Below are 20811 nucleotides of genomic sequence, written 5' to 3' on the forward strand. Positions count from 1 at the left end.
GCCGCCTAATTCACGAGATGATTTCGGTGTGCGTACACCGCCGCCTGCGTCCGGTCACTGACATCCAGCTTTGATAAAATATTCGTAATATGTGTTTTGACTGTTTTAATCGTAATAAACAGTTCCTCGCCTATTTCTTTGTTTGTCTTTCCTTCTGCGATCAGGCAGAGTATTTCGAGCTCCCGTTTTGTAAGCGATTCATGCGGGAGCGCGTTTTCACCTGAGTGGCGCAACCTGGATAATACTTTTCCCGCCACTTTTGACTCCAGCTTCGGCTCTCCCTTGCTTGCGGCGCGGATGGCATCGGCGATTTCTGCCGCTTTTGAGGTTTTCAACAGATAGCTGAGCGCGCCAGCTTCAATAACCGGGTACACTTTGTCATCATCAATGAAGCTAGTGAGCACAATAATTTTCGGGTCAGAAAGCTCCCGGCAAATTTGCTTTGTAGCTTGAATGCCATCCATGCCCTCCATGACAAGGTCCATTAAAATGACATCAGGCGACAGTTCCGCAGCAAGCCGAACACCTTCGCTGCCGTCCGATGCTTCGCCGATGACTTCAATATCGGGCTGCGCCTCCAAAAAAGCCGCGAGCCCCATTCTGACCATTTCATGATCATCAATCAATAATACTCGAATCACGTTCGTTCTCTCCTTTTTCTTCCGGGAAAATCGGGACCTTCACTTCGATTTGGGTGCCTTTTCCTTCTACTGAAATCACTTCGGCGACCCCGCCGATTTCACTTGCACGTTCCTTCATAGAATTCAATCCGTATGAGGATGCTTTCACCTGGTCCATTTTGAAGCCTTTTCCATTATCAATCACCTTCAGACGGAGCTGGCTGTTCTTTATGCCCAGAATCACGGTTACTTTTGACGCTTTTGAATGTCTAAATACGTTTGAAAGGGCCTCCTGCACGATTCTGAACAAGTGGTCTTCAACACCCTTGGATATCGCTGTGTCCTGTATATCCCACTCAATATCAATCGGCTGCTTTTTTCGGAACTCGTCCAAAAGCTCCGTAAGGCCCTCCTTCAGCCCTTTTCCTTCAAGGGTAACAGGCCGTAAATGGAGCAGCAGCGCCCTCATCTCATTTTGGGCTTCGCCTGCCATATGCTCGACCATCTTGATCCGCTTGACTGTTTTGTCATCAGCATCCTTGACATGTTCCAGCACGGCTGATGTCATCATCGATATTGCAAAGAGCTGCTGGCTGACCGCATCATGAAGATCTCTAGCCAATCGCTGGCGTTCTTCTGAGATAACCGACTTCTTCATTTGAGCCTGCCATTCCGCACGTTCATTGGAAAGTTTCTGCAGGGATGCGACTTGAAGCTCCACGCGCTTCGCCATTTCGTTCAGCTGATCAGCGGCCAGGCCGATTTCATCATCACCGAGCGGAGGTATCCGATAAGCGAAATTGCCGTTTTCAAAGGTTAAAATGGATTCAATTAATGTATCAATCCTTGTCTTCAACCGGTTGCCGTACATATACCCTGAGGCGAAACCGACTGTCACGCTGATCAGAAGCAAAATCAGGATAAACGGAATTCCGAACCAGCTTGATGACAGCAAAACAAGCGGATCGAGCCGATAGTAAAACATCATAAAGGAAATCAGGCAGGCAAAAAGGAGCAGGCTGATTCCCGTTGTCATGCGGATGGCGCGCCATTGGAGGCTGGCAAGCATTTTTTTTCTCATACGTACTTCACATCCACATCACCGATAAATAAGGAAACGGACACTTTGACACGGCGCTTTGACTCGCTGAAATCGGTTGACGCGGCATATACCTTCGTGCTTAATCCGCTTTTCTTCGAGCCGATCAGATTGATGTCACCTATAAAAACAGCTGAGCTGACAGCCACTTCAAGGTCCGATGGTACATAAATATCAACGTTACCAATGACTCCGCTAATGACGATTGTACTTTCTCCCTCGGGAATCATCGCTTTAGATAAATCGATTTTGATATCACCGATAAAACCAGAGACATTTAAATCATTCAGGTCAAACGGCTGCTTCATCATTTGCAGCTCACCGATAAAAAAGCTGCGCATGTCGGGATGTTTTACATCTTTTGGCGGATCATGATGTTCTTTTTTATTGAGATTGACCTGTTTCTCATTCGGTTCAAATATCGGCTTCCCTTTGATAAGCCTGTAGCCGGCGTAAATCAGAAATGCAGCAAACGCATAGCCGAATAAATTAAAGGTGATGCTGAAGAGGTTTTTCAAAAATAGAAACGCGGCAAAGATATACATGACGGAGCCAAGCCAATCACGGGAATATTTTTTAAGGAAATAGCCGGCAATCAGAAAAAAGAGCGGCCAAAACAGCAGATCGCCTATTCCGATAATTTGCAAAAACATACTGATGCCGAATAAAGCAATGATCAATCCGAGAAGCTGTTTTTTTGTCATTCCTGGTGTCCGCCTCCTTTCTTCTGCCTAGTGCTACCGTATCGCTAGATCCCCGCTGTCCGTTTTGATGTCGATTGGATGCTGGCCGCTTCCTTGCGTGCCTGTGATGTGATGCTGTTCTTTATGTGCTTTATCAGCAAATGAATACGGCGAACTGACGTCACCGCTTGCTGATAAAGCATTGACTGCAAAGCTGCCGTTTTGGGGAAGGCTTACATTAGCATCACCGCTTGTCAGCGTGACAGATACGGGACCGGTTACCTTTTTCAATACAGCATTAAAATCTCCTGAAGTCATTTTCACATCAAGAGAGCCTGATACATGAACCAGATTTGCGTCCCCTGAAGCTAAATCAATGCCGGCTGTTTTGGAGACGGTATTTGAAATGGAAACATCCCCCGATGATGCCTTCACTTTCAGATCTTGAATGCGGACGTCCGTCACGCTCGTATTTCCGCTCGCAGATACTGCGTTCAGCCCGGAAAGCGCAAGATGGTCATTCCCGGCCACAGACACGTCACCGCTTGAGGTTCGTACTGCCAGATCACCTTTATAATCATACGGAAGCCTGACGATAAGAGTTGAACGGTTAAATCCATTCAAAAATTGAAATTCTTTTTCCTTTACGGTCAGCTCCAGTTTTCTTTTGTTTTCAGTAACAAATAACTTTCCTGAGTCTCCTGAAATGCCTGCCGATATGTCACTTCGTTCTTCCGCTATAATCCGGACATCCTTGCTATCCGACTCAATGACCATGCTGTCAATGTCCCGCGGCGATGCGCTGGCTGAATCGGCTTCTGTGCCATTTATGAAACCTAAGCCTGCAGCAAACACATCTTTTACGACAACAGCGAAAAAAATCAGAATACCGGCAGTGATCAACAGTTTGCCAAGCATTTTTTTCATTCGGTTTCATCCTTCTCATTCATTCTATTATAAAGGAAAAGCTTGCGAATTGATACGTGCGGAAGGGAAGGACTTGACCGCAAATCCTTCCCCGTTCCGCTTATTCATTTGCCGCTTGTGTCTGGTCTGATTTTTGCAGTGAAAGTGTCCGCATTTTTTCAATCTCCGCTTCCACATCGTCTGCGAATTCTTTACGTGTAAGTTCTGCACCGGCTTCCGCTGACTTTGAATAATTCGCGCGGATTTCCATTTCTTCAATACGATTTTCAATACGCAAAAATTCACGATACGCGCTTTCACTGTCAATTTTGTCAAATGTCGTATTCATATGCTCTTTAGCTTTCGCCGCATTTGCCCGCGCAATCAGCGCCTGTTTTTTATCCTTTACGTCCTGAAGCTTTGTTTCAAGTGCAGCCAGCTGCTCTTTCAGATCAGCCAGCTGACTGTTTGCCTGTTCATAGGAAGCTTTATGCTCAGCCGCCTTCCCTTCTAAATACTTCATTTCAGTCAGCGCCTTTTTCGCCAGTTCTTCTTCACCTGCGTCAAATGCGAGCTGTGCCTGATTTTTCCGTTTGCCAGCAACTTCAGCGGCTTCTTCATATTTTTTCTTAAATTGATAGGCAATCGTGTGCTGTTTCACAATTGTTTGCTTTGCTTTTGCGATGTCGCTTTCCATATCGCGTACATATTGATTCAGCATCACCTTCGGATTCTCCATTTTATCAAGTCCTTCATGAACTGACGCAACAAACATGTCTCTGATTCTTTTTAATACCATACCTAATTCCTCCTAATATATTGATATTATTTTTTCTTCAAAAATTCTTCCCATTCGTCATCAAAGTGAGATTGGTAAGCAGCAGAAGCCGGTTCAGGATCAAAAGATGATACACCGTTATCAGCTGATCCGTTTTTCATCAGCTTCCAGCCGTAATACACCATAGCGGCCGCCAACGCGATTCCGACGACAAACGGAAGTGAGCAGATGAGCATAATGGCTCCGATACCGCCCACGATGATTCCCGTGATGGTTTTTCCCGCGGCAAACCTTTTGATTCCTGCGTATGTCATCAAGCTCCCGATGGCGAGCGGGATGATAAAGCCGAAGCTTCCTCCTCCAAAAAAGACAGAGATCCCAAATACAATTAATAAGAATCCGCCTATTGTTTTCTTGTTTATCTTCATGCAGATCCTCCTTTCGTTTTCCTTGTCTTCATCTTATACAAGTTGGAAGATATGCAAAACGAATCAGAGATTGATTTTTATATAAGACCGGAGTCGTATCTCGCACCGGACCCATTGGCACAAAAAAACGCCATGCACGAGGCATGGCGTTTTAAAACCCTTTACAGATGAACACTTGCTTCCCTTTCTTTAATCAGGTCGGACCTTTCTGCTTTGGCCAGTTTTGTAAACAGCAAAATTCCGATACCCGCAATAATTTCGACAATCCCGCCGGCAGCGATCACTTTACCTGAGCCGAAAGCATTAGCGGCATACCCGCAAATGACAGCTCCGGCTGGGATCGAAATATTGGAGATCATATGTATAACGGCGTAAACCTGCGGCTGATCCTCACTATCCACAGACGTCTGGATAATCGTGTACTCAGGAACATTAACAGCACTGACTGCGGCGCCAAAGGTAAAAGCAGCGAAAAAGACGAGCGGCAAAAAGGTATTCATCCCGGTAATAAAGAAAGCAAATCCTTCAATAATACCGGCAGTGACGAATAACAAGCCGTACCTGTTTACCTTGACTTTCGCCAGCACAAACCCTAATAAAAACGCGCCCGCGGCGGTGGTGGCCTTTAAAAGCGAGTATACGATCGGCTGGCCGTTTAAATCTTCCGCAACGTATACGGCAGAGAGCGCTTCCCATGGGGCAGCCGCGAAATTCATAAAGATACAGTAAATGGCGAGCGGATATAAAATCTGGTGTTTTCTGACGAGCCTAAAGCCGCGTTTCAGTCTTCCGATATATGTGCCTCTCTGTGTAACAACCGCAGACTCTGATTGAGATTCAACCGCAGTGTACTTAATAAAAAGAACGAGAAAACCTGACACCAAATAGAGCACAAGTGCGATAAGCATGGTATAAGAAGGACTGATAAATGTGAGAAAAGCGCCACATAATGTGACAGCCCCGAGCCTGACAATTTGAGCGGAGGACTGCAGCACAGCATTTGCTTTTTGAATGCCCTGTTCATTTACGATTTGAGGAATCAAAGCGATAGAGGCGGGATTGTAGGCAGCTCCAGTAGCTGAATGCACAATCATAAGCGTCATGACAAACCACAGCGGAGAGAAGCCCGCAAAATGACATAGAGGGATAATCAAAACAATCGCCGCCCTTGTCAGATCTGAAAAGTACATCCAAAATTTCAGCGTGGTCTGTTTCATAAAAGGCCCCGTCACAGGCGCCAGAACGGCTTCCGGCAAAAACGTGACAGCAATCAATAAAGCAGTGCCGATCGCACCTTTGCCGTCATAAATTAAAAACCATAATATTGAATTAAATGCGAACATATCGCCGGATATCTTGACTATTCTTGAGAAAAACAGATAATTGAAATTTCTCTTCCAGATGCTATCACTTTCAATTAAATTCACCATCCATCAGAGCCCCCCGTTGCCTATTTTTTACATCTATTTATTACAATATCTCATTTTTCCATTTTTCAGTCAATAATTCATAAGGTTCATTTTTTGTCGTAAAATGGGAAATTGACAGAGTGAAAAACAAAAAAAGCCGGCATGTATTTGAACACGCCGGCTTTCCTTTTCACTTTTTATGATTCGCTGCTGTTTCGGTCCCGAAACACAATGGCACTTCTTTCATATTCTACATCGCCAATACCGCTTCTTGCATTCACAACCCGGGCGGCGGCAAAGAAATAATCGGACAGACGATTGAGATAACGCAGCACTGTTTCATGAATCTCCTCCGATTTCATCAGCGCCACCACTCTTCGTTCTGCCCGCCTTGTAATGGTGCGTGCGATATGGAGAAGCGAAGCACACTTTGATCCGCCTGGAAGAATAAATTTCTTCAGATCCGGCGCTTCTGCTGTATAGGCATCAATGCGCGTTTCTAAAAAGGAAACAGATTCTTCCGTTAGTTTATAGTCTTTTCTTTCTGTGACGATTGCCAGATCGCCTCCGCAGTCAAACAGCTCATGCTGGATGGTCAGCAGCTCGGCTGTCAGATCTTCAAAGCCGGGCTGCCCGGAAAGCTCTGCCAAAGCAAGCCCGATAAAGCTGTTAAGCTCGTCAATCGTGCCGTAGCTTTCGACGCGTAAGCTGTCCTTGTCCGTTCTGCCCCCGACTAAGCCCGTTTGTCCCTTATCGCCTGTTTTTGTATATAGTTTCATACCCTGAATCTCCTTTACAGACTTATTCAAACAACTCAGCAGCCTCTTTTACACATTCAGCTGTCCCTTTCTTTATCAATTGGTTCAGCCGCTGTTCTATGTTTTCGGATTGCTGAGTTTGAGTCGCGGCGATGAGAATATCACCTGTGCCTCCTCCGTCTCCCAGCACTTTCGTCCGTTCTGCTTCGGCAGCCATAAGAGCTTTGATGAAGAATTGATCTGCCGCATAGCCGTTAATCAAAATCCAAATCGAAAAGCCGGTCTGAACGCATATGAAAACGGATAACTCTCCGTCTTCATAAGTTCGATACACGAAACGGTCAAGTCTTTCTGAAGAAGCCATCGCACACGTCTCCTGCAGTTGAAAACCGCTTTCTGAAAGACAGGCCGTAAGTCCTTCTATCGGATCTGGCTGATCTGGCAGCCGTTTATGGATCAGCGTCCTGCTCCACGAAAACCCTGCACCGATAGGCGTCGAGGACAATGTTCGAAGCGGGATTTCCGTTTGCAGAAGAATGTCATCACGCCCCGCTTGGAGCAATGCTTCAAATGGGATAGACTGCCGCTTCACGCTATCTTTTTCAGGCTGAATCACAATCATCGGTTTAGGTGAGCTTTGATGAACCAAGGCGGTGACATCTGTATCGTACACCGCCTTTATGCTTTGTTCTGTAACAACATATTCCGGTTTTTGCTTAGGCCCAGCGGTACCGTTTTTCATAAACATGAGCTCATCACAGTACAGGCTTGCGGTGTTCAGATCATGAAAAACACTGACAGCTGCCAATCCGCTTTCTCTCGTCAGGCGTTTGATCAGATCAAGCAGGTCTTTTTGATAAGCCAGATCGAGAAAACTAGTCGGCTCGTCCAAAAATAAAATACGCGGCTGCTGCGCCAAAGCTTGTGCCAAATACACCCGCTGCTGTTCCCCTCCGCTTAGTTCGCGAATCGGCTTTTGTGCAAAAGCGGCCACTCCTGTTTGCTCCATTGCTTCCTGTACAATGGCTTCATCCTTTTCAGTCTGCTGTCTGAACAGCCCCGTTTGGAATGGATATCTGCCAAAGGCTACAGTTTCTTCGACGGTAAAGGTGAAGGCTTGATCCGTTTTTTGTGGCAGGACGGCCATGATTTGCGCCAGTTCCTTCGGTTTATAGTCCGCCAGCAGTTTTCCGGCCAGATAAACGCTGCCTTCCTTGGCCGGCAGCGTGCCTGTCAGCAAGTGCAAAAGCGTGGTTTTTCCGCTTCCATTGGGGCCGAGAATTCCGAGAAAATCTCCCTTCTCCACTGTTAAGCTGACATTGTTGATTAGGCGGCGGTCCCCGTATCCTCCCGACAGCCCTTCTGCCTTCATCATAAGCTTCTCCCCCCGCGGTGCTGCCGAATTAAAATAAGAGCGAACACAGGCGCTCCCGCCAAGGACGTAATGATCCCGATCGGCAGTTCAATCGGCTCAATGATGGTTCTGGAAAGCAGATCGGCTAAAACGAGAAACCCTGCCCCGAGCAAGGCGGACAGCGGCAGTAAATGCCGATGGTCGGTTCCCCACAAAAGCCTTGTGATATGCGGAATCACAAGGCCGACAAAGCCAATCGTACCCGATACTGCCACAGCGCTTCCCGTCAAAAGAGATCCGGCTATTAAAATCATCATCTTCCTCTGCTGAACGCTGACTCCAAGAAGCTTTGCTTTATCTTCTCCATATGTCATCACGTTCAGTTCCCTTCCGTTTATAATCAATAAAGTGATTCCCAAAAGAAAAAACGGGAGAAACAAAATAACATAGCTCCAGCCCCTCATTGAGACGCTGCCAAGCAGCCAATGCACAATCGGAAGCAGGTTGTCTCCTGTCAAGGCGATGATAAGAGAAATAAATGCGCCCAAAAAAGAGTTAGTGATGACACCGGTCAAAATGAGGGTGGAAACAGACATCGAAGCATGAACGAGGCGGCTGAAGAAAAGGACCGCCGCCATCGTGGCAAGTGCCGCGGCAACACTCACAACCGGGAGTGTAAACTCTCCGATGACAGGAAGGTGCAGACCTAAGAACAGAGTCACAACAGCTCCGACTGAAGCACCGGATGACACACCTAGCGTATAGGGATCAGCAAGTGGATTTTTCAATAATCCTTGAAAAGCGGCCCCTGCAATAGAAAGAGCCGCCCCCACAAGGGCGGCCAGCACAACTCTCGGCAGTCTGATATTCATCATAATATTAGTGTACATCGGATCATCAGAACCGATAGAGCCGCCGAAACCTTGATGCCAAAAGACACGAAAAACAGCGGGAATAGGAATATGCAGGCTGCCGCAAGAAATTCCTAAGATGATGCTCACGGCTAAAAATGAGAAACCAATGATATATGCGGCATAACGATTATTCCTTAAACGTATCCGGGTAAATGCTTTCCGCAAGTTCTTCGACCCCTTCGATCAGACGGGGACCGGAACGTGTCACAAGATCAGGGTCCACATCATATACACGATGATGTTTCACAGCATTGATTTCGCTCCAGCCATCGCGTTTTTCCACAGCTTTCGCTTTCACACCGTCCGTTGTAACAATTGCATCAGGATTGAGTTTTACGATCGCCTCGTCTGTCATTTGCACCCATCCTGTCTGATCCGCAGCTGCGTTTTTAGCATGGATGACATTCAGCATTTCATTCATAAACGTATCTTTTCCGGTTGTATAAATGTCAGGATCAGGAGAAACCTCGATAAATACGCTTTTCTCCTCGTCTTTTGAAATGGTTTTCGCTTTTTCTTTAATATCCTTTAGATCTGATTTCATGCGTTTCACGAGCTGATCAGCTTTTTTCTCCGCCCCGCCAGCTTCTCCGATCATTTCGATTGATTTGTACACCTCGGAGAATGATTGTGCATCATTGACAGTCAGCACTGTAATGCCCGCGTCCTTCAGCTGTTTGATGGCATCTGCTGATGCTGACATGGAAGACTCATGGGCCAGAACGAGATCTGGTTTTAGAGAAATGACTTTTTCAACGTTTACATTCATATCTCCGACTTTCTCAACCTTTTTGACTTCCTTTGGATAGGTATCGTTTGTGGTGACACCGACCACTTTGTCACCAAGGCCGAGTGCGTATGTAATTTCTGTGTTGCTCGGCATTAATGAAACAATCTTTTTTGGCTCTTTTTTGATGGTTACATCTTGGTTTGACGCATCATCAATGGTGACAGGGAACGCTTCTGTTTTTGGTTTTGCCTTTGAATCCTTCTGATCCGCAGGATTGCCGCAGCCTGCCAGCATAACAACAGCCAACAGGAGCGCAGTCCATATCCCGGCTCGTTTTTTCATAATCTTTTCCTCCTAAACGAACTAAAAAAGCATCTCTACGACGGTAAAGATGCTGTAAACAACACAAAAAAGCCTATTGTTTACACATCATCTGTCCTCGCAGAATTCGTGCTGATCAAACAGGCAGGTATCCTGGCTCTTGGCGCTTGGCCAATTACAGTGGCGGGACCGCACCGGCTTTTACCGGTTTCCCTTTTAAGCCGGCTGTTGTTAACGGACCGGCACCTATTTGACATTCGTATCCTTTTTTCGGAGTAATTATACTATATGACTGACAGGCTTGTATATGCGTCCTGAATGACTTTTCCCCGTATTGTGCATGGGAGCAAAATCCTCGTAAACACTAAATTTAATCTTGTATACTTAATACCATCATCAATCAAAAGGAATGATTCTTATGGATTTACAGCTAAAAGACAAACTCGTCTTAATCACCGGCTCGACGTCCGGTATCGGGAAAGCCGCCGCAAAAAGCTTTCTGCAAGAGGGTGCGGCAGTCATTGTCAACGGACGCAAACAGGAGACTGTCGATCGCACGATTGACGAGCTTTCTGGCTATGGAACAGTGCACGGTGCTGCTGCCGATTTGTCAAAAACAGATGAAGCAGCGGCTTTTATCGAAAAAGTAAATGAAATCGGTGATATCGATATCCTTGTCAACAACCTTGGTTTCTTCGAGGTAAAAGACTTCGCCGATGTGACAGATGAAGAGTGGAATCAATATTTCGAAGTGAACGTGATGAGCGCCGTTCGGACAAGCCGTCACTTCCTTCCAAAAATGCTTGCCAAAAACAGCGGCCGCATTTTAAATATTGCAAGTGAAGCAGGCGTCAAACCGCTGCCAACGATGATTCCATACTCAATGACAAAAACGGCGCTGATCAGCCTTTCAAGAGGAATGGCTGAAATGACAAAAGGCACAAATGTGACGGTCAACTCAGTGCTCCCGGGACCTACTTGGACAGAGGGCGTGGCCTCCTATATGGAAGGCGCCGCACAAGCAGCCGGACAGGATACAGATACATTTATCAAAGACTATTTCAAGGTCAATGAGCCAACCTCGCTTATTCAGCGATACGCGACAGCAGAAGAAGTCGCCAACACAATCGTATTCCTCGCGTCTGACGCCGCATCCGCCATTAACGGCACGGCACAGCGTGTGGAAGGCGGCATTATCCGTTCTCTGTAGTATAAAAAACGCATCCGTTGTTTCGGATGCGTTTTTTTTATACGTCTCCAGCAAATGGTACCGGCTGATATCCGCCTGTTTCCAGTTGTGCTGAAAACAACCCTCCAGCGTGAGGCTGCTCGTATCTCTCTTTTTCTGTCATTTGTTCTGTTGCCGTTGTAATGTAAAGGGTTTTTAAGTCTTTGCCGCCGAACGCGCAGCACGTGACATATTTAGCCGGCACGCTGATTGAATTGATTTCTTTTTTCTGAAACGGGTCAATGTGAACAACGCGGCTGCCGCGAAACAGCGCCACCCACAGCATGCCATTTTGGTCAATTGTCATGCCGTCCGGCAATCCGTCCGACTGATCAAAACGATAGACAGGTTCTGGATTCGAAACATCTCCGCTTTGAGGATCATAGCTGTAACGCACAATCTCCTGCGTCGGCGTATCGATATAATACATCAAATTCCGCTCGCGGTCCCAATCCAAACCGTTTGAGGTGGAGACTTGATCCTTGATTTTGACAAGACTGCCGTCTAGATTCAAACGGTACAGCGACGCCTGTTTTTGCTCGCCTTCCATGCTCGTCGTCCCCGCCCAAAGCCTTCCGTACGGGTCACATTTAGCATCATTAAATCTCAGGCTCTCATGCATGTCCTTCGGCTGTTTAATTTTTTCCAAGCTGTCATCCCGAAGATGATACAGGTAAAACCCGTCCTTCATCGTCATAATCAGTTCATCCTTTGAATATTTCGCAAGCGCCGTCACAAAGGATTTGAATTTGATTGATCGGTTGATTTTTTCTTCAGGGTCAAAGATATGGAGCTCGCTCCCCAGGATATCAACCCAATATAAGCGGCCGTTTTCTTCATCCCATAACGGGCCTTCTCCAATCACTGCCCGAGTGTCTGCTTCCAATACTGCATCCATGTGTTACACCTCTTTAGCTTCAGTCTATATATTGTTATTCCCGGCAAAGAGGTGTCCAAACCACTTGATGTTTATTGTTTTTTAAAAAGGATGGTAATGACCGTTCCAATGTTCATTCTGCTGTTCACATGTATCGTTCCGTTATGCAGATGGACAAGCTCCTTGGCAATCGCGAGCCCGAGACCCGTTCCGGCAGTTGAATCTTTTGTGTTCGTCCCTCTGTAGTAACGGTTAAACAAATGGGTAATCGTTTCTTCATCCATTCCTTTCCCATTGTCCTTCACCTTTAAAGATATATGATTTTTTGTTTGCTCCAGAATGACTTGAATCTCTGTTCCTTTGTCGTTGTGCTTCACGGCATTCCCAAGGAGGTTTTCTAATATGCGCCTGAACCACGCTTCATCAAGGGCAAATTCAATATGCTCTTCTTTGGATACAAACGAGATATCATAGCCTTCAGAAAACGGATTTTTCTTAAAATCCTCAATGACATTTTTAAAAAACGGGATAAGGCTAGTGAGATTTCTCTCAATAGGAAGAGCATCATTTTTCAGCCGATACGTTAAATTTAAGTCTTCAATCAGCTTAGACATGTATTCAGATTTTTCTCTGACAACCTGCCCCATTTCTTTCACTTCTTCCGGCGACCAGTCATACTGCTTCGACTCGAGCATCATGCTGTAGCCGTAAATGCTGCTGAGCGGTGTTTTTAAGTCATGTGACAAACCGGCAATCCATTCTTCCCTTGTCGCCTGGATTTTTTCTCTGTTTCTTTTATCCCTTCTCAGCGTTTCAGTCAGCTGATCCATTGATTCAAATATCTCACCGAAGAAGCGGTACGGCTGTTTGATTTTTCCCTTTTTATTTTTGCTGACAGGACGGCCGTCCCGGTTTCTGGGTTCCTCAAGCTTCCCTTTTGACAGATTGACCAGCCATCTAATCGTATGAAAAATCGGCAGCCCGAATCGGAACATATACCAAACGGTCATCCAAATGATATACATGAACAAAACGGCCATCACGAGAAACATCGCTTTTAATACAACCTTCAGGAACGATTTGTTAAACTCCTGATCGGTTACATAGACAGGGTTCGGCACCGTAGCGACCATCCATCTGTCTTTATTGAGGATCTTAACGGAAATTTCCCGCTTATAGTTCCAAGGTTTAGAGCTGTATTTAAGCAGCTCCAGCTGGTTCATCGTTTTTCTTTCGCTTTTTGTGCTGTTGATGCTGTCGAGAATCTTTCCATTGCTGTCTAACAGGTAAATGGCGCCTTTTTTCCGTTTAATATAGTCGATGGTACTAGACTTATAGTGCGCTAGTGAGTCTATCTTTTGTTCGCGCTTTTCAACGGAAGTCAGGAGCTGTTCACTTTTTGATTTCCAGCCGGACAATAGAAGATACGACTTATCTTCAATATTGATGGCCCAATAATTCAGTTTATAGTTATGAAGCTTTTTGGTTTTATAAATAGACAAAAGCTCTTTCTTGGTATAGGTGCCAGGCACGTCTTTTGGCACGCTGTAGGAATAATCAGTGTTTCCTTCCGAATCAATGATTTGCATCCAGCCGTGCTGTTTATCAACAGATTTCTTCAGGAAATTATCCACTTCCCATGTCCCGTCTTCGTTTACATCGAGATATGCCTCAAGTGTGTCGGTCGTTGCTTTCGTCAGCCCTGAATTGGATTCCGCATCGCTAAAACGAGCGTCTAAATAGAAAAACGACGCAACAAGCATAACCGTAAGCAGCAGGATCACAATCAGCATCTGACCGAAAAAGTGAAACAAAAACTTCCATCTTAACCTCATGACCGCTTGCCTTCAGGATTTGGGATAAAACGATAGCCGAGACCTCGAACGGTTACAATATACTCCGGATTGCTCGGATCGCGCTCAATCTTCTCCCTAAGCTTGCGAATATGAACCATGACGGTATTGTTGTCACCGTAGGAAGGATAGCCCCATACTTTTTCATATATTTGATCTTTGGAAAGCACCACGTTAGGGTGTTCACAAAAATACTGCAAAAGCTGCAGAAGCTGGGCTGAACAGGCAACGGCTTCCCCGCCTACGATCAGCTCGGCATTTTGCGGAGAAAAAGTAAAGTAATCATATGTGTAGGTTTGATTTGAACTCGTTTCTTTCGATTGATATGTACGCTTGAGATGCGCTCTGATCCGCGCCGCTAATTCCAGCGGATTAAATGGTTTTGTGATATAGTCATCAGCTCCAACCGCAAAGCCCGATAATTTGTCCGCGTCGGATGATCTTGCCGTCAGGAAAAAAATCGGAGCGTCTGAATACTCTCTGATCAATGTGCAGGCTTCAAAACCGGACATTCCGCCCATCATGACATCCAGCACAATCAAGTCAACCTTATTGGCCTTCACAACGGGAATCGCTTCTTCTGCGCTTGCCGCATCCAGTATATTTCGATAACCTTCTTTTTCGAGAACGCGTTTGATCATGTCCACAATCGCTTTCTCATCGTCTACGATTAAAATTGACGCATTTTCCACTTTTATGTTCCTTTCTGTCACTGTTTTTTTCATCTTATCATTATATCGTTTATTTATGGTACATTTTTGAATACATTGGAGCTTGGCAAATCAAAACAGCAAAAAAGGAGCAAACAAGCGCTCCCTTTTGATGTTTTTTCATATGAAAATATTATGAGTTCTCATCCACCATGTACAAAATAAACTCCCAAAACCCCGGGACATCCTGACACAAAAGCATATCAGCCTTTTCAAACATTTTGATCTTCAGCTCTTGCTCTAAATCTTCTCTTTCTTGATAGGACGTATTGCTGAGTTTTTTTCTGATCATCGGTGAAAAGCATGCAATCAGGTGCTCAATGTCATAAGTCTCGTCTTTTTGTTTCTTTTTTTGTTCAAACTGGCCGTCCACAGCTTACTTTTCCCCCTTTTTTTGCGCCGCTAGCTGCTTTCTGATATTCTCCAGCCCCTTTTTATGAATGTTGGAAATGTTTTGTCGGGACTCCCCTAATGAATCTGCAATCTCCTGCATCGTGGCACCGTGAAGATACACTTTCGTCAGCACACTTTTTTGTTTGTCAGTCAGCTTCTGGATCGCTTGGTAGAGCTGGTAATCCTGGACATGCTGGCTCAAATCATCCTGCCTGTCTAAAAATTCTTCAAATGCATCGCTTCCTGTTTCGGAAGGAAGCCGATCTCCCGCCTCCGGATGATCAACCGTCAGCGGATACCGTTTTTGGTTTTTGCGAACCCGCTTATCAAAATCAATAGAAAAGATGCGAATCATTGAATTCATATACTTGACGATGCGGATTTCTTTATAAAACTGCTTAAATAGCTCGTCCAATGATTTTGCATCTTTTTCGTTAGGGCTTTCCATTACGTTTTTGAACAAACGGTAATGCTGAGGATTGCTCAAAAAATGCTTCACGATGGGATGCTTCATTATCTCCTTACATTTTGACCGTAAAAGACTTTGATAGTCCATCAAACCGCCTCCCTACTAAATTAAATGAAGGAAAGCAAAAAAAAGTAAACTACTACTTTCCGACTAGTGTCTTCCAAAATACTTTGCAGCAGTTTACGTTTTATCGGATTTCCTTCACTTACATACATGACTGCAGAAAAAGAAGGGAGGTATTTTCCTATGGATCAGGTTTTTATAGAGGAAGTCGTAAAACAGATCGGCAATTTGGGGTTTCCCGCGCTGATTGCAATGTATCTGCTGACCCGATTCGAAAAGAAGTTTGATCAACTAATAGAACTAATGACAGAACTGAAAGATCATGCAAAAAAATAATTTTTCAATCGAAGTTGACTTTTCACTGGTTTTTTTCACTTAACAAAACAGAAGGGAAAACGAAAGGCCTTTCACCTTCTCTTTCTGCTATCACATTAAATTTAAGGAGGAAACATTTCATGAAAAAACAAAATGACATTCCGCAGCCAATTAGAGGAGACAAAGGAGCAACGGTAAAAATCCCGCGCAATATTGAAAGAGACCGGCAAAACCCTGATATGCTCGTTCCGCCTGAAACCGATCATGGCACCGTCAGCAATATGAAGTTTTCGTTCTCTGATACTCATAACCGATTAGAAAAGGGCGGATATGCCCGTGAAGTGACAGTACGTGAATTGCCGATTTCAGAAAACCTTGCATCCGTAAATATGCGGCTGAAGCCAGGCGCCATTCGCGAGCTTCACTGGCATAAAGAAGCAGAATGGGCTTATATGATTTACGGAAGTGCAAGAGTCACAATTGTAGATGAAAAAGGGCGCAGCTTTATTGACGATGTAGGTGAAGGAGACCTTTGGTACTTCCCGTCAGGCCTGCCGCACTCCATACAAGCGCTGGATGAGGGAGCTGAGTTCCTGCTCGTGTTTGACGATGGATCATTCTCTGAAAACAGCACGTTTCAGCTGACAGATTGGCTTGCCCACACTCCAAAAGAAGTCATTGCTGCGAACTTCGGCGTGACAAAAGAAGAGATTGCCAATTTGCCTGGCAAAGAAAAATATATATTTGAAAACCAACTCCCTGGCAGTTTAAAAGATGATATTGTGGAAGGGCCGAATGGCGAAGTGCCTTATCCATTTACTTACCGCCTTCTTGAACAAGAGCCGATCGAATCTGAGGGAGGAAAAGTATACATTGCAGATTCGACAAACTTCAAAGTGTCTAAAACCATCGCATCAGCGCTCGTAACAGTAGAACCCGGCGCCATGAGGGAACTGCACTGGCATCCGAATACACACGAATGGCAATACTACATCTCTGGTAAAGCTAGAATGACCGTTTTTGCATCTGACGGCCATGCCAGAACGTTTAATTACCAAGCCGGTGATGTCGGATATGTACCATTTGCAATGGGTCATTACGTTGAAAACATCGGGGATGAACCGCTTGTCTTTTTAGAAATCTTCAAAGACGACCATTATGCTGATGTATCTTTAAACCAATGGCTTGCCATGCTTCCTGAAACATTTGTTCAAGCGCACCTTGACTTGGGCAAAGACTTTACTGATGTGCTTTCAAAAGAAAAGCACCCAGTAGTGAAAAAGAAATGCAGTAAATAAAAGACTTGCGGCTTGCAGAGAGCACTCGTTCTCTGCAAGCCTTCATAAGGAGCTGAACCAGTGAAACATCAAAACCCTTCAAAACGCTTATTGCGGCTCTCCATAAAGTACTTGCTGGCCGCAGCAGCAGTGGTGTTGACCTATTTTGCTGTCATCTATATATTGTTTTCTTTAGCGGGAACGAGCTACCGCTCAGCAGCTCATGTCCTGCTTTTTGCCATGGTATTCCTTGTTCTCGGATTATGCTTTGAACCATTTGAACGGCTGATGATACATAGCTTTACATTTTTCAAGACAGGAAAACGTCTATTCATTCTCCTTGCCGGCATCGTCCAGCTGCTGTTTTTGTGGATGACTGCTCACACAACAGACCAATTGATCAGCGACATCTGGCTGTCCACCACAGAAGAAATGATTGTCGCAGCCGTTTTTTTGATTTTAGACAAATGCAACTCGGCTCTTCCCAGCTAAAAAAAAGAACGCATTCCAATTGGATGCGTTCTTTTTATTCATAGCGAAGCGCGTCTACAGGCTGAAGCTTCGAAGCCTTGATGGACGGAAGCAAGCCGAAGATAATGCCGACTGCCATTGAAAAGATGAGTGCTCCGACAACAGCTGGAATGGAGACGATAAAAGGCATCGGAAAAATGACCGTCAGCAGCTTGGCGATGCCGAAGCCCGCCAGCACACCGAGTATTCCGCCAATGCTTGTCAGCACGACAGCCTCGGTTAAAAATTGAAATAAAATCACACGCCGCTTAGCACCGAGCGCTTTCTTAATTCCGATTTCCCTCGTGCGCTCCGTTACGGAAACGAGCATAATGTTCATGACGCCGATACCGCCCACCAAAAGTGAAATACTGGCGATTCCGCCAAGCAGCAATGCAAATGACTGATTAAAGGACTCCACTTCCTGCGCGATCTCCTGAAGATCCATTACACTGTACTCTGCTTTTTCCAGCTCAGCTTCTGACAGTCCCTGATTTAAAAGATCTGCAGCCATTACACCCGCTTCTTGGATATGCTCAGAAGAATCAGCCTGCACGGCAATCTGCGTTGGCGCGTCAAACCCTTCAATAAGCGGCCACACTTTTTTCGGCACGTACAAAACCGGGTTCGCATAGTCGCCTTCAAACATGCTTTCCTGTTGATTTTTTTCTTTAAAAACACCGACGACCTTAAACGGCACACCATTCATCTCAATGTTTTTATGCAGAGCTTCTCCGTCTGGAAACAGTTCATCTCTGACAGCTTCATTGATCATCACTACTTGGTGTGTGCTGTTTAAATCGTTTTCCGTCAGCTTTCTCCCTTCGGTTATTCGGATTGGAAACATGTCAAAGTAATCATCGTCCACTCCATACACTTGGGGATACGAAACGTTTGTTAAATGAAAAACGCTCGCGCCTTCTGACAAGTAATATAAGGATAATCCTTTGACCATCGGATCTGATTTGATCGCCTTTACTGTTTCTTCGGCTACAGGCGGCGCGGACGCATACGACACCTGAGGGCCGCCGCTCTCCTCTTCTCCGCCAGACGGCTGGTAGACAACGTTGATCGCGTTGTTTCCCATGCCGATCATACTTTGCTTTAATTGCTCACTTTGGCCCTTCAGCATTGAAACAATCGCGATGATTGCCGCTATGCCGATAATCACGCCGAGCATTGTCAGAATGGATCTTAATTTATGAGAGAAAATGGATTGAATGGAGATTCGAATATGTTCAAGCATGGCTGATATCCCCTCTCTCATCTAATACCAACTCTCCGTCTCTGATAAAAACGGTTCTGTCAGCTTTTTTGGCTACGTCCGGGTCGTGGGTTATCATAATAATGGTCTTGCCTTCCCGATGCAGTTCAGAAAACAGTGACAAAATTTGTTCACTTGATTTGGTATCAAGCGCCCCGGTCGGTTCATCAGCTAAAATAAACCTCGGCTGATTGACGAGGGCCCTCGCTATCGCCACCCGCTGCTTTTGGCCGCCGGACAGCTTAGGCGGTTTGTAGGAGATCCTGTCTTTTAATCCGACCTTTTCCAGCGCTTCATATGCCCGTTGCCTTCTCTCTTTTTTCTTCACTTTATTGTAGATCATCGGCAGCTCGACATTTTGCAGCGCGGTGAGACGCGGCAGCAAATGGAAAGTTTGAAACACAAACCCGATTGATTCATTGCGAATTTCGGCTAAAGCCCCGTCTTTCCCTTTCAATATATCGATCTGGTCAAGCGTATAGGTTCCTGAGGTTGGCCTGTCCAAACAGCCGATAATATTCATTAACGTTGACTTTCCAGAACCCGAAGGCCCCATAATAGCTAAAAACTCCCCCGCCTGAACAGTCAGATTGATATGTTTCAAGATTGGAACTTCTTCTTTTCCCAGCTTGTACGACTTTGAAATATTATTCAGTGTCAGCATTGACTGTAACCTGCTTTCCTTCCTTGACCGCGGGATCAGGATAGATCACATAATCTTCCGGCGTCAGGCCGCTCTTAATTTCCACCATGTCATTTTCATCAGTCTCTCCGATTTCAACAGGCTGCTTAACCGCTTTCTGATTCTCATCAGCTTTCCACACATACGGTTCGCCGTCATCCTGAATGACCATGTCGGACGGCAGCTTGATCGTGTCCGCATCAGCATTATCACTCATCACTTCGATGTTGACATGATAGCCGACTTCAAGACCTTTATGGCTGTCTAATAAAATGGTGAAAGGATAGTTAGAGGACTGGGGGTTCATTTCTTCATCAGCAAAGCTTTCTGATTCTTCACCCTCGCCTGCTCCCGCTGGAAGCTTGCCGATCGAGGTGACCTTTCCTTTCCACTCGCCCTCACCGCCTGTTTTCAGCGTGACCCTGACTTTGCTGCCTTTTTTGATCGTGTCCATTAACAGCTCATTGATTTGGCTTTTGACCAGATATTTGCCTGTCGAAACAATCTGGATATACGGGCCTGTTGCCTGGTCGCCTGTTGCACCGTCAGCGATATCCTGATTGACGCTTTGAACGATTCCGTCATGCTTGCTTGTAATGACATTGGAACCTTTGTTTTTCGTCAGGCCAGCCAGTTCTTTTTGATGCTGCTTCAGTTCAAGCTGGCTTGTTTTCAAATCGAAATTGGACTGATCAAGTTCATCTTGAAGCTGGGTTTTCTCTTCTTTTCCAGCAACTTTCAGCTTCTTTTCCGTTTCCGTTATTGATTTTTGCAAACGGTTGATTTGCAGATTTGTCATTTCAATTTGCAAATTGGCTTGCTCCACTTCATCAGAATGATCCTCGCCCTCATACTCAAAAAGCTTATCGCCCTTTTTAACCTGATCGCCTTCTTTGACGTATGTTTTTTTAATGCTGCCTTTTTCTGAATCTATGTATACTTTCTGCTGTTTCTCAGGTTCAACCTTTCCAGAAAACGTTTGGCCTGATTCTGATTCTCCGCCCATGTATACCGCTACCGATTCAGCATAGGGCTCTGATGATACGGCAACTTGGTTCATGTGGGTAAAAAAGTAAAAACCGCCAGCGCCGATCCCAGCCAATACAAGCACACCGGCACATATCGCACCGCCAATAAGCCATTTTTTCTTCTTGGACATCCACGATCTCC

Annotated in this window: 23 protein-coding genes and 1 riboswitch; of the genes, 4 read left to right on the forward strand and 19 right to left on the reverse strand. The window is 45.4% G+C overall.

Annotated elements, in window-relative coordinates; all coding sequences use genetic code 11:
- Positions 1 to 5 precede the first annotated feature (5 nt).
- The 11 genes from liaR to bslm_RS16270 form a co-directional block, all read right to left on the reverse strand.
- The gene (gene liaR, locus bslm_RS16220; protein ID WP_046160834.1) at positions 6 to 641 is read right to left on the reverse strand and encodes a two-component system response regulator LiaR; all 636 of its coding nucleotides are present in this window, start codon (positions 639 to 641) and stop codon (positions 6 to 8) included.
- The gene (gene liaS, locus bslm_RS16225) at positions 619 to 1701 is read right to left on the reverse strand and encodes a two-component system sensor histidine kinase LiaS (RefSeq protein WP_015251253.1); all 1083 of its coding nucleotides are present in this window, start codon (positions 1699 to 1701) and stop codon (positions 619 to 621) included. The genes liaR and liaS overlap by 23 nt, the downstream gene beginning before the upstream one ends.
- A complete protein-coding gene (liaF, locus tag bslm_RS16230; protein WP_014480832.1) occupies positions 1698 to 2423 on the reverse strand; it encodes a LiaRS two-component regulatory system accessory protein LiaF in 726 nt (241 codons plus the stop codon). The genes liaS and liaF overlap by 4 nt, the downstream gene beginning before the upstream one ends.
- A 33-nt stretch (positions 2424 to 2456) precedes the next feature.
- Positions 2457 to 3329 carry a LiaG family protein gene (gene liaG / locus bslm_RS16235; protein ID WP_029318424.1) on the reverse strand — a complete coding sequence of 291 codons (873 nt, stop codon included), beginning with the start codon at positions 3327 to 3329 and terminating at the stop codon, positions 2457 to 2459.
- Positions 3330 to 3429: 100 nt separating this feature from the next.
- Positions 3430 to 4107 carry a stress responsive protein LiaH gene (gene liaH, locus bslm_RS16240; protein WP_015714684.1) on the reverse strand — a complete coding sequence of 226 codons (678 nt, stop codon included), beginning with the start codon at positions 4105 to 4107 and terminating at the stop codon, positions 3430 to 3432.
- A 26-nt stretch (positions 4108 to 4133) separates the two neighbouring features.
- Entirely contained in the window at positions 4134 to 4514 is a 381-nt protein-coding gene (gene liaI / locus bslm_RS16245) for a cell envelope stress-induced membrane anchor protein LiaI (protein WP_003243447.1), read from the reverse strand.
- A 161-nt stretch (positions 4515 to 4675) separates the two neighbouring features.
- Positions 4676 to 5944, reverse strand: coding sequence for an MFS transporter (locus tag bslm_RS16250; RefSeq protein WP_015714685.1), 1269 nt, complete (start codon positions 5942 to 5944; stop codon positions 4676 to 4678).
- Positions 5945 to 6120: 176 nt separating this feature from the next.
- Positions 6121 to 6702 carry a cob(I)yrinic acid a,c-diamide adenosyltransferase gene (locus bslm_RS16255; RefSeq protein ID WP_046381315.1) on the reverse strand — a complete coding sequence of 194 codons (582 nt, stop codon included), beginning with the start codon at positions 6700 to 6702 and terminating at the stop codon, positions 6121 to 6123.
- A 22-nt stretch (positions 6703 to 6724) separates the two neighbouring features.
- Entirely contained in the window at positions 6725 to 8053 is a 1329-nt protein-coding gene (locus tag bslm_RS16260; RefSeq protein ID WP_080481007.1) for an ABC transporter ATP-binding protein, read from the reverse strand.
- On the reverse strand, positions 8053 to 9114 hold the full coding sequence (locus bslm_RS16265; protein ID WP_046381317.1) for a FecCD family ABC transporter permease: 1062 nt from the start codon (positions 9112 to 9114) through the stop codon (positions 8053 to 8055). The genes bslm_RS16260 and bslm_RS16265 overlap by 1 nt, the downstream gene beginning before the upstream one ends.
- Positions 9077 to 10021, reverse strand: coding sequence for an ABC transporter substrate-binding protein (locus bslm_RS16270; protein WP_046381318.1), 945 nt, complete (start codon positions 10019 to 10021; stop codon positions 9077 to 9079). The genes bslm_RS16265 and bslm_RS16270 overlap by 38 nt, the downstream gene beginning before the upstream one ends.
- Before the next feature lie 105 nt (positions 10022 to 10126).
- A riboswitch (cobalamin riboswitch) is annotated at positions 10127 to 10265 on the reverse strand.
- Positions 10266 to 10418: 153 nt separating this feature from the next.
- On the opposite strand from bslm_RS16270, the gene bslm_RS16275 reads away from it, so the two are divergent.
- Positions 10419 to 11210 (forward strand): SDR family NAD(P)-dependent oxidoreductase, encoded by a 792-nt coding sequence (locus bslm_RS16275; protein ID WP_046381319.1) that lies wholly within the window; start codon positions 10419 to 10421, stop codon positions 11208 to 11210.
- Between the two features lie 37 nt (positions 11211 to 11247).
- Here the strand turns inward: bslm_RS16275 and bslm_RS16280 are convergent, their stop codons facing one another.
- From bslm_RS16280 to sigO, 5 genes are all read right to left on the reverse strand, one after another.
- Positions 11248 to 12126 (reverse strand): SMP-30/gluconolactonase/LRE family protein, encoded by an 879-nt coding sequence (locus tag bslm_RS16280; RefSeq protein ID WP_046381320.1) that lies wholly within the window; start codon positions 12124 to 12126, stop codon positions 11248 to 11250.
- A gap of 71 nt (positions 12127 to 12197) precedes the next feature.
- Positions 12198 to 13940, reverse strand: coding sequence for a two-component system sensor histidine kinase YvrG (yvrG, locus tag bslm_RS16285; RefSeq protein WP_046381321.1), 1743 nt, complete (start codon positions 13938 to 13940; stop codon positions 12198 to 12200).
- Complete coding sequence (yvrH, locus tag bslm_RS16290) at positions 13937 to 14650, reverse strand: two-component system response regulator YvrH (protein WP_003243545.1); 714 nt, start codon at positions 14648 to 14650, stop codon at positions 13937 to 13939. Before yvrH ends, yvrG begins: the two co-directional genes overlap by 4 nt.
- A gap of 151 nt (positions 14651 to 14801) precedes the next feature.
- Positions 14802 to 15041 (reverse strand): sigma-O factor regulator RsoA, encoded by a 240-nt coding sequence (gene rsoA, locus bslm_RS16295; RefSeq protein ID WP_003228484.1) that lies wholly within the window; start codon positions 15039 to 15041, stop codon positions 14802 to 14804.
- A 3-nt stretch (positions 15042 to 15044) separates the two neighbouring features.
- On the reverse strand, positions 15045 to 15575 hold the full coding sequence (gene sigO / locus bslm_RS16300; RefSeq protein ID WP_014477957.1) for an RNA polymerase sigma factor SigO: 531 nt from the start codon (positions 15573 to 15575) through the stop codon (positions 15045 to 15047).
- Between the two features lie 201 nt (positions 15576 to 15776).
- Between sigO and bslm_RS21070 the strand changes: the two genes are divergently transcribed.
- The 3 genes from bslm_RS21070 (at position 15777) to rsiO (ending at position 17677) form a co-directional block, all read left to right on the forward strand.
- Entirely contained in the window at positions 15777 to 15929 is a 153-nt protein-coding gene (locus tag bslm_RS21070) for a YvrJ family protein (RefSeq protein WP_003244090.1), read from the forward strand.
- A 119-nt stretch (positions 15930 to 16048) separates the two neighbouring features.
- Positions 16049 to 17206 carry an oxalate decarboxylase gene (gene oxdC, locus bslm_RS16305; RefSeq protein WP_014477958.1) on the forward strand — a complete coding sequence of 386 codons (1158 nt, stop codon included), beginning with the start codon at positions 16049 to 16051 and terminating at the stop codon, positions 17204 to 17206.
- 60 nt (positions 17207 to 17266) lie between these two features.
- Complete coding sequence (rsiO, locus tag bslm_RS16310; protein WP_046381322.1) at positions 17267 to 17677, forward strand: acid stress-sensitive anti sigma factor RsiO; 411 nt, start codon at positions 17267 to 17269, stop codon at positions 17675 to 17677.
- Between the two features lie 34 nt (positions 17678 to 17711).
- On the opposite strand, the gene bslm_RS16315 is transcribed toward rsiO, so the two are convergent.
- Genes bslm_RS16315 through bslm_RS16325 form a run of 3 tightly spaced genes read right to left on the reverse strand, consistent with a single transcriptional unit; the run spans position 17712 to position 20800 of the window.
- Positions 17712 to 18941 (reverse strand): ABC transporter permease, encoded by a 1230-nt coding sequence (locus bslm_RS16315; RefSeq protein ID WP_024572128.1) that lies wholly within the window; start codon positions 18939 to 18941, stop codon positions 17712 to 17714.
- A complete protein-coding gene (locus bslm_RS16320) occupies positions 18934 to 19623 on the reverse strand; it encodes an ABC transporter ATP-binding protein (RefSeq protein ID WP_041333113.1) in 690 nt (229 codons plus the stop codon). The genes bslm_RS16315 and bslm_RS16320 overlap by 8 nt, the downstream gene beginning before the upstream one ends.
- On the reverse strand, positions 19607 to 20800 hold the full coding sequence (locus tag bslm_RS16325; protein ID WP_046381323.1) for an efflux RND transporter periplasmic adaptor subunit: 1194 nt from the start codon (positions 20798 to 20800) through the stop codon (positions 19607 to 19609). Before bslm_RS16325 ends, bslm_RS16320 begins: the two co-directional genes overlap by 17 nt.
- Positions 20801 to 20811 lie beyond the last annotated feature (11 nt).

The sequence above is a fragment of the Bacillus sp. LM 4-2 genome (assembly GCF_000978495.1).
Classification (GTDB): domain Bacteria; phylum Bacillota; class Bacilli; order Bacillales; family Bacillaceae; genus Bacillus; species Bacillus subtilis.

What these genes read in the sequence shown, in the direction of transcription:
- liaG (WP_029318424.1), bottom strand. Translation starts at nt 3,329, where the DNA reads ATGAAAAAAATGCTTGGCAAACTGTTGATCACTGCCGGTATTCTGATT.
- liaI (WP_003243447.1), bottom strand. Translation starts at nt 4,514, where the DNA reads ATGAAGATAAACAAGAAAACAATAGGCGGATTCTTATTAATTGTATTT.
- bslm_RS16325 (WP_046381323.1), bottom strand. Translation starts at nt 20,800, where the DNA reads ATGTCCAAGAAGAAAAAATGGCTTATTGGCGGTGCGATATGTGCCGGT.
- bslm_RS16255 (WP_046381315.1), bottom strand. Translation starts at nt 6,702, where the DNA reads ATGAAACTATATACAAAAACAGGCGATAAGGGACAAACGGGCTTAGTC.
- liaH (WP_015714684.1), bottom strand. Translation starts at nt 4,107, where the DNA reads ATGGTATTAAAAAGAATCAGAGACATGTTTGTTGCGTCAGTTCATGAA.
- bslm_RS16270 (WP_046381318.1), bottom strand. Translation starts at nt 10,021, where the DNA reads ATGAAAAAACGAGCCGGGATATGGACTGCGCTCCTGTTGGCTGTTGTT.
- bslm_RS16250 (WP_015714685.1), bottom strand. Translation starts at nt 5,944, where the DNA reads ATGGTGAATTTAATTGAAAGTGATAGCATCTGGAAGAGAAATTTCAAT.
- bslm_RS16275 (WP_046381319.1), top strand. Translation starts at nt 10,419, where the DNA reads ATGGATTTACAGCTAAAAGACAAACTCGTCTTAATCACCGGCTCGACG.
- sigO (WP_014477957.1), bottom strand. Translation starts at nt 15,575, where the DNA reads ATGAAGCATCCCATCGTGAAGCATTTTTTGAGCAATCCTCAGCATTAC.
- bslm_RS16320 (WP_041333113.1), bottom strand. Translation starts at nt 19,623, where the DNA reads ATGCTGACACTGAATAATATTTCAAAGTCGTACAAGCTGGGAAAAGAA.
- yvrG (WP_046381321.1), bottom strand. Translation starts at nt 13,940, where the DNA reads ATGAGGTTAAGATGGAAGTTTTTGTTTCACTTTTTCGGTCAGATGCTG.
- oxdC (WP_014477958.1), top strand. Translation starts at nt 16,049, where the DNA reads ATGAAAAAACAAAATGACATTCCGCAGCCAATTAGAGGAGACAAAGGA.
- bslm_RS21070 (WP_003244090.1), top strand. Translation starts at nt 15,777, where the DNA reads ATGGATCAGGTTTTTATAGAGGAAGTCGTAAAACAGATCGGCAATTTG.
- bslm_RS16280 (WP_046381320.1), bottom strand. Translation starts at nt 12,126, where the DNA reads ATGGATGCAGTATTGGAAGCAGACACTCGGGCAGTGATTGGAGAAGGC.
- bslm_RS16315 (WP_024572128.1), bottom strand. Translation starts at nt 18,941, where the DNA reads ATGCTTGAACATATTCGAATCTCCATTCAATCCATTTTCTCTCATAAA.
- liaS (WP_015251253.1), bottom strand. Translation starts at nt 1,701, where the DNA reads ATGAGAAAAAAAATGCTTGCCAGCCTCCAATGGCGCGCCATCCGCATG.
- bslm_RS16260 (WP_080481007.1), bottom strand. Translation starts at nt 8,053, where the DNA reads ATGAAGGCAGAAGGGCTGTCGGGAGGATACGGGGACCGCCGCCTAATC.
- liaF (WP_014480832.1), bottom strand. Translation starts at nt 2,423, where the DNA reads ATGACAAAAAAACAGCTTCTCGGATTGATCATTGCTTTATTCGGCATC.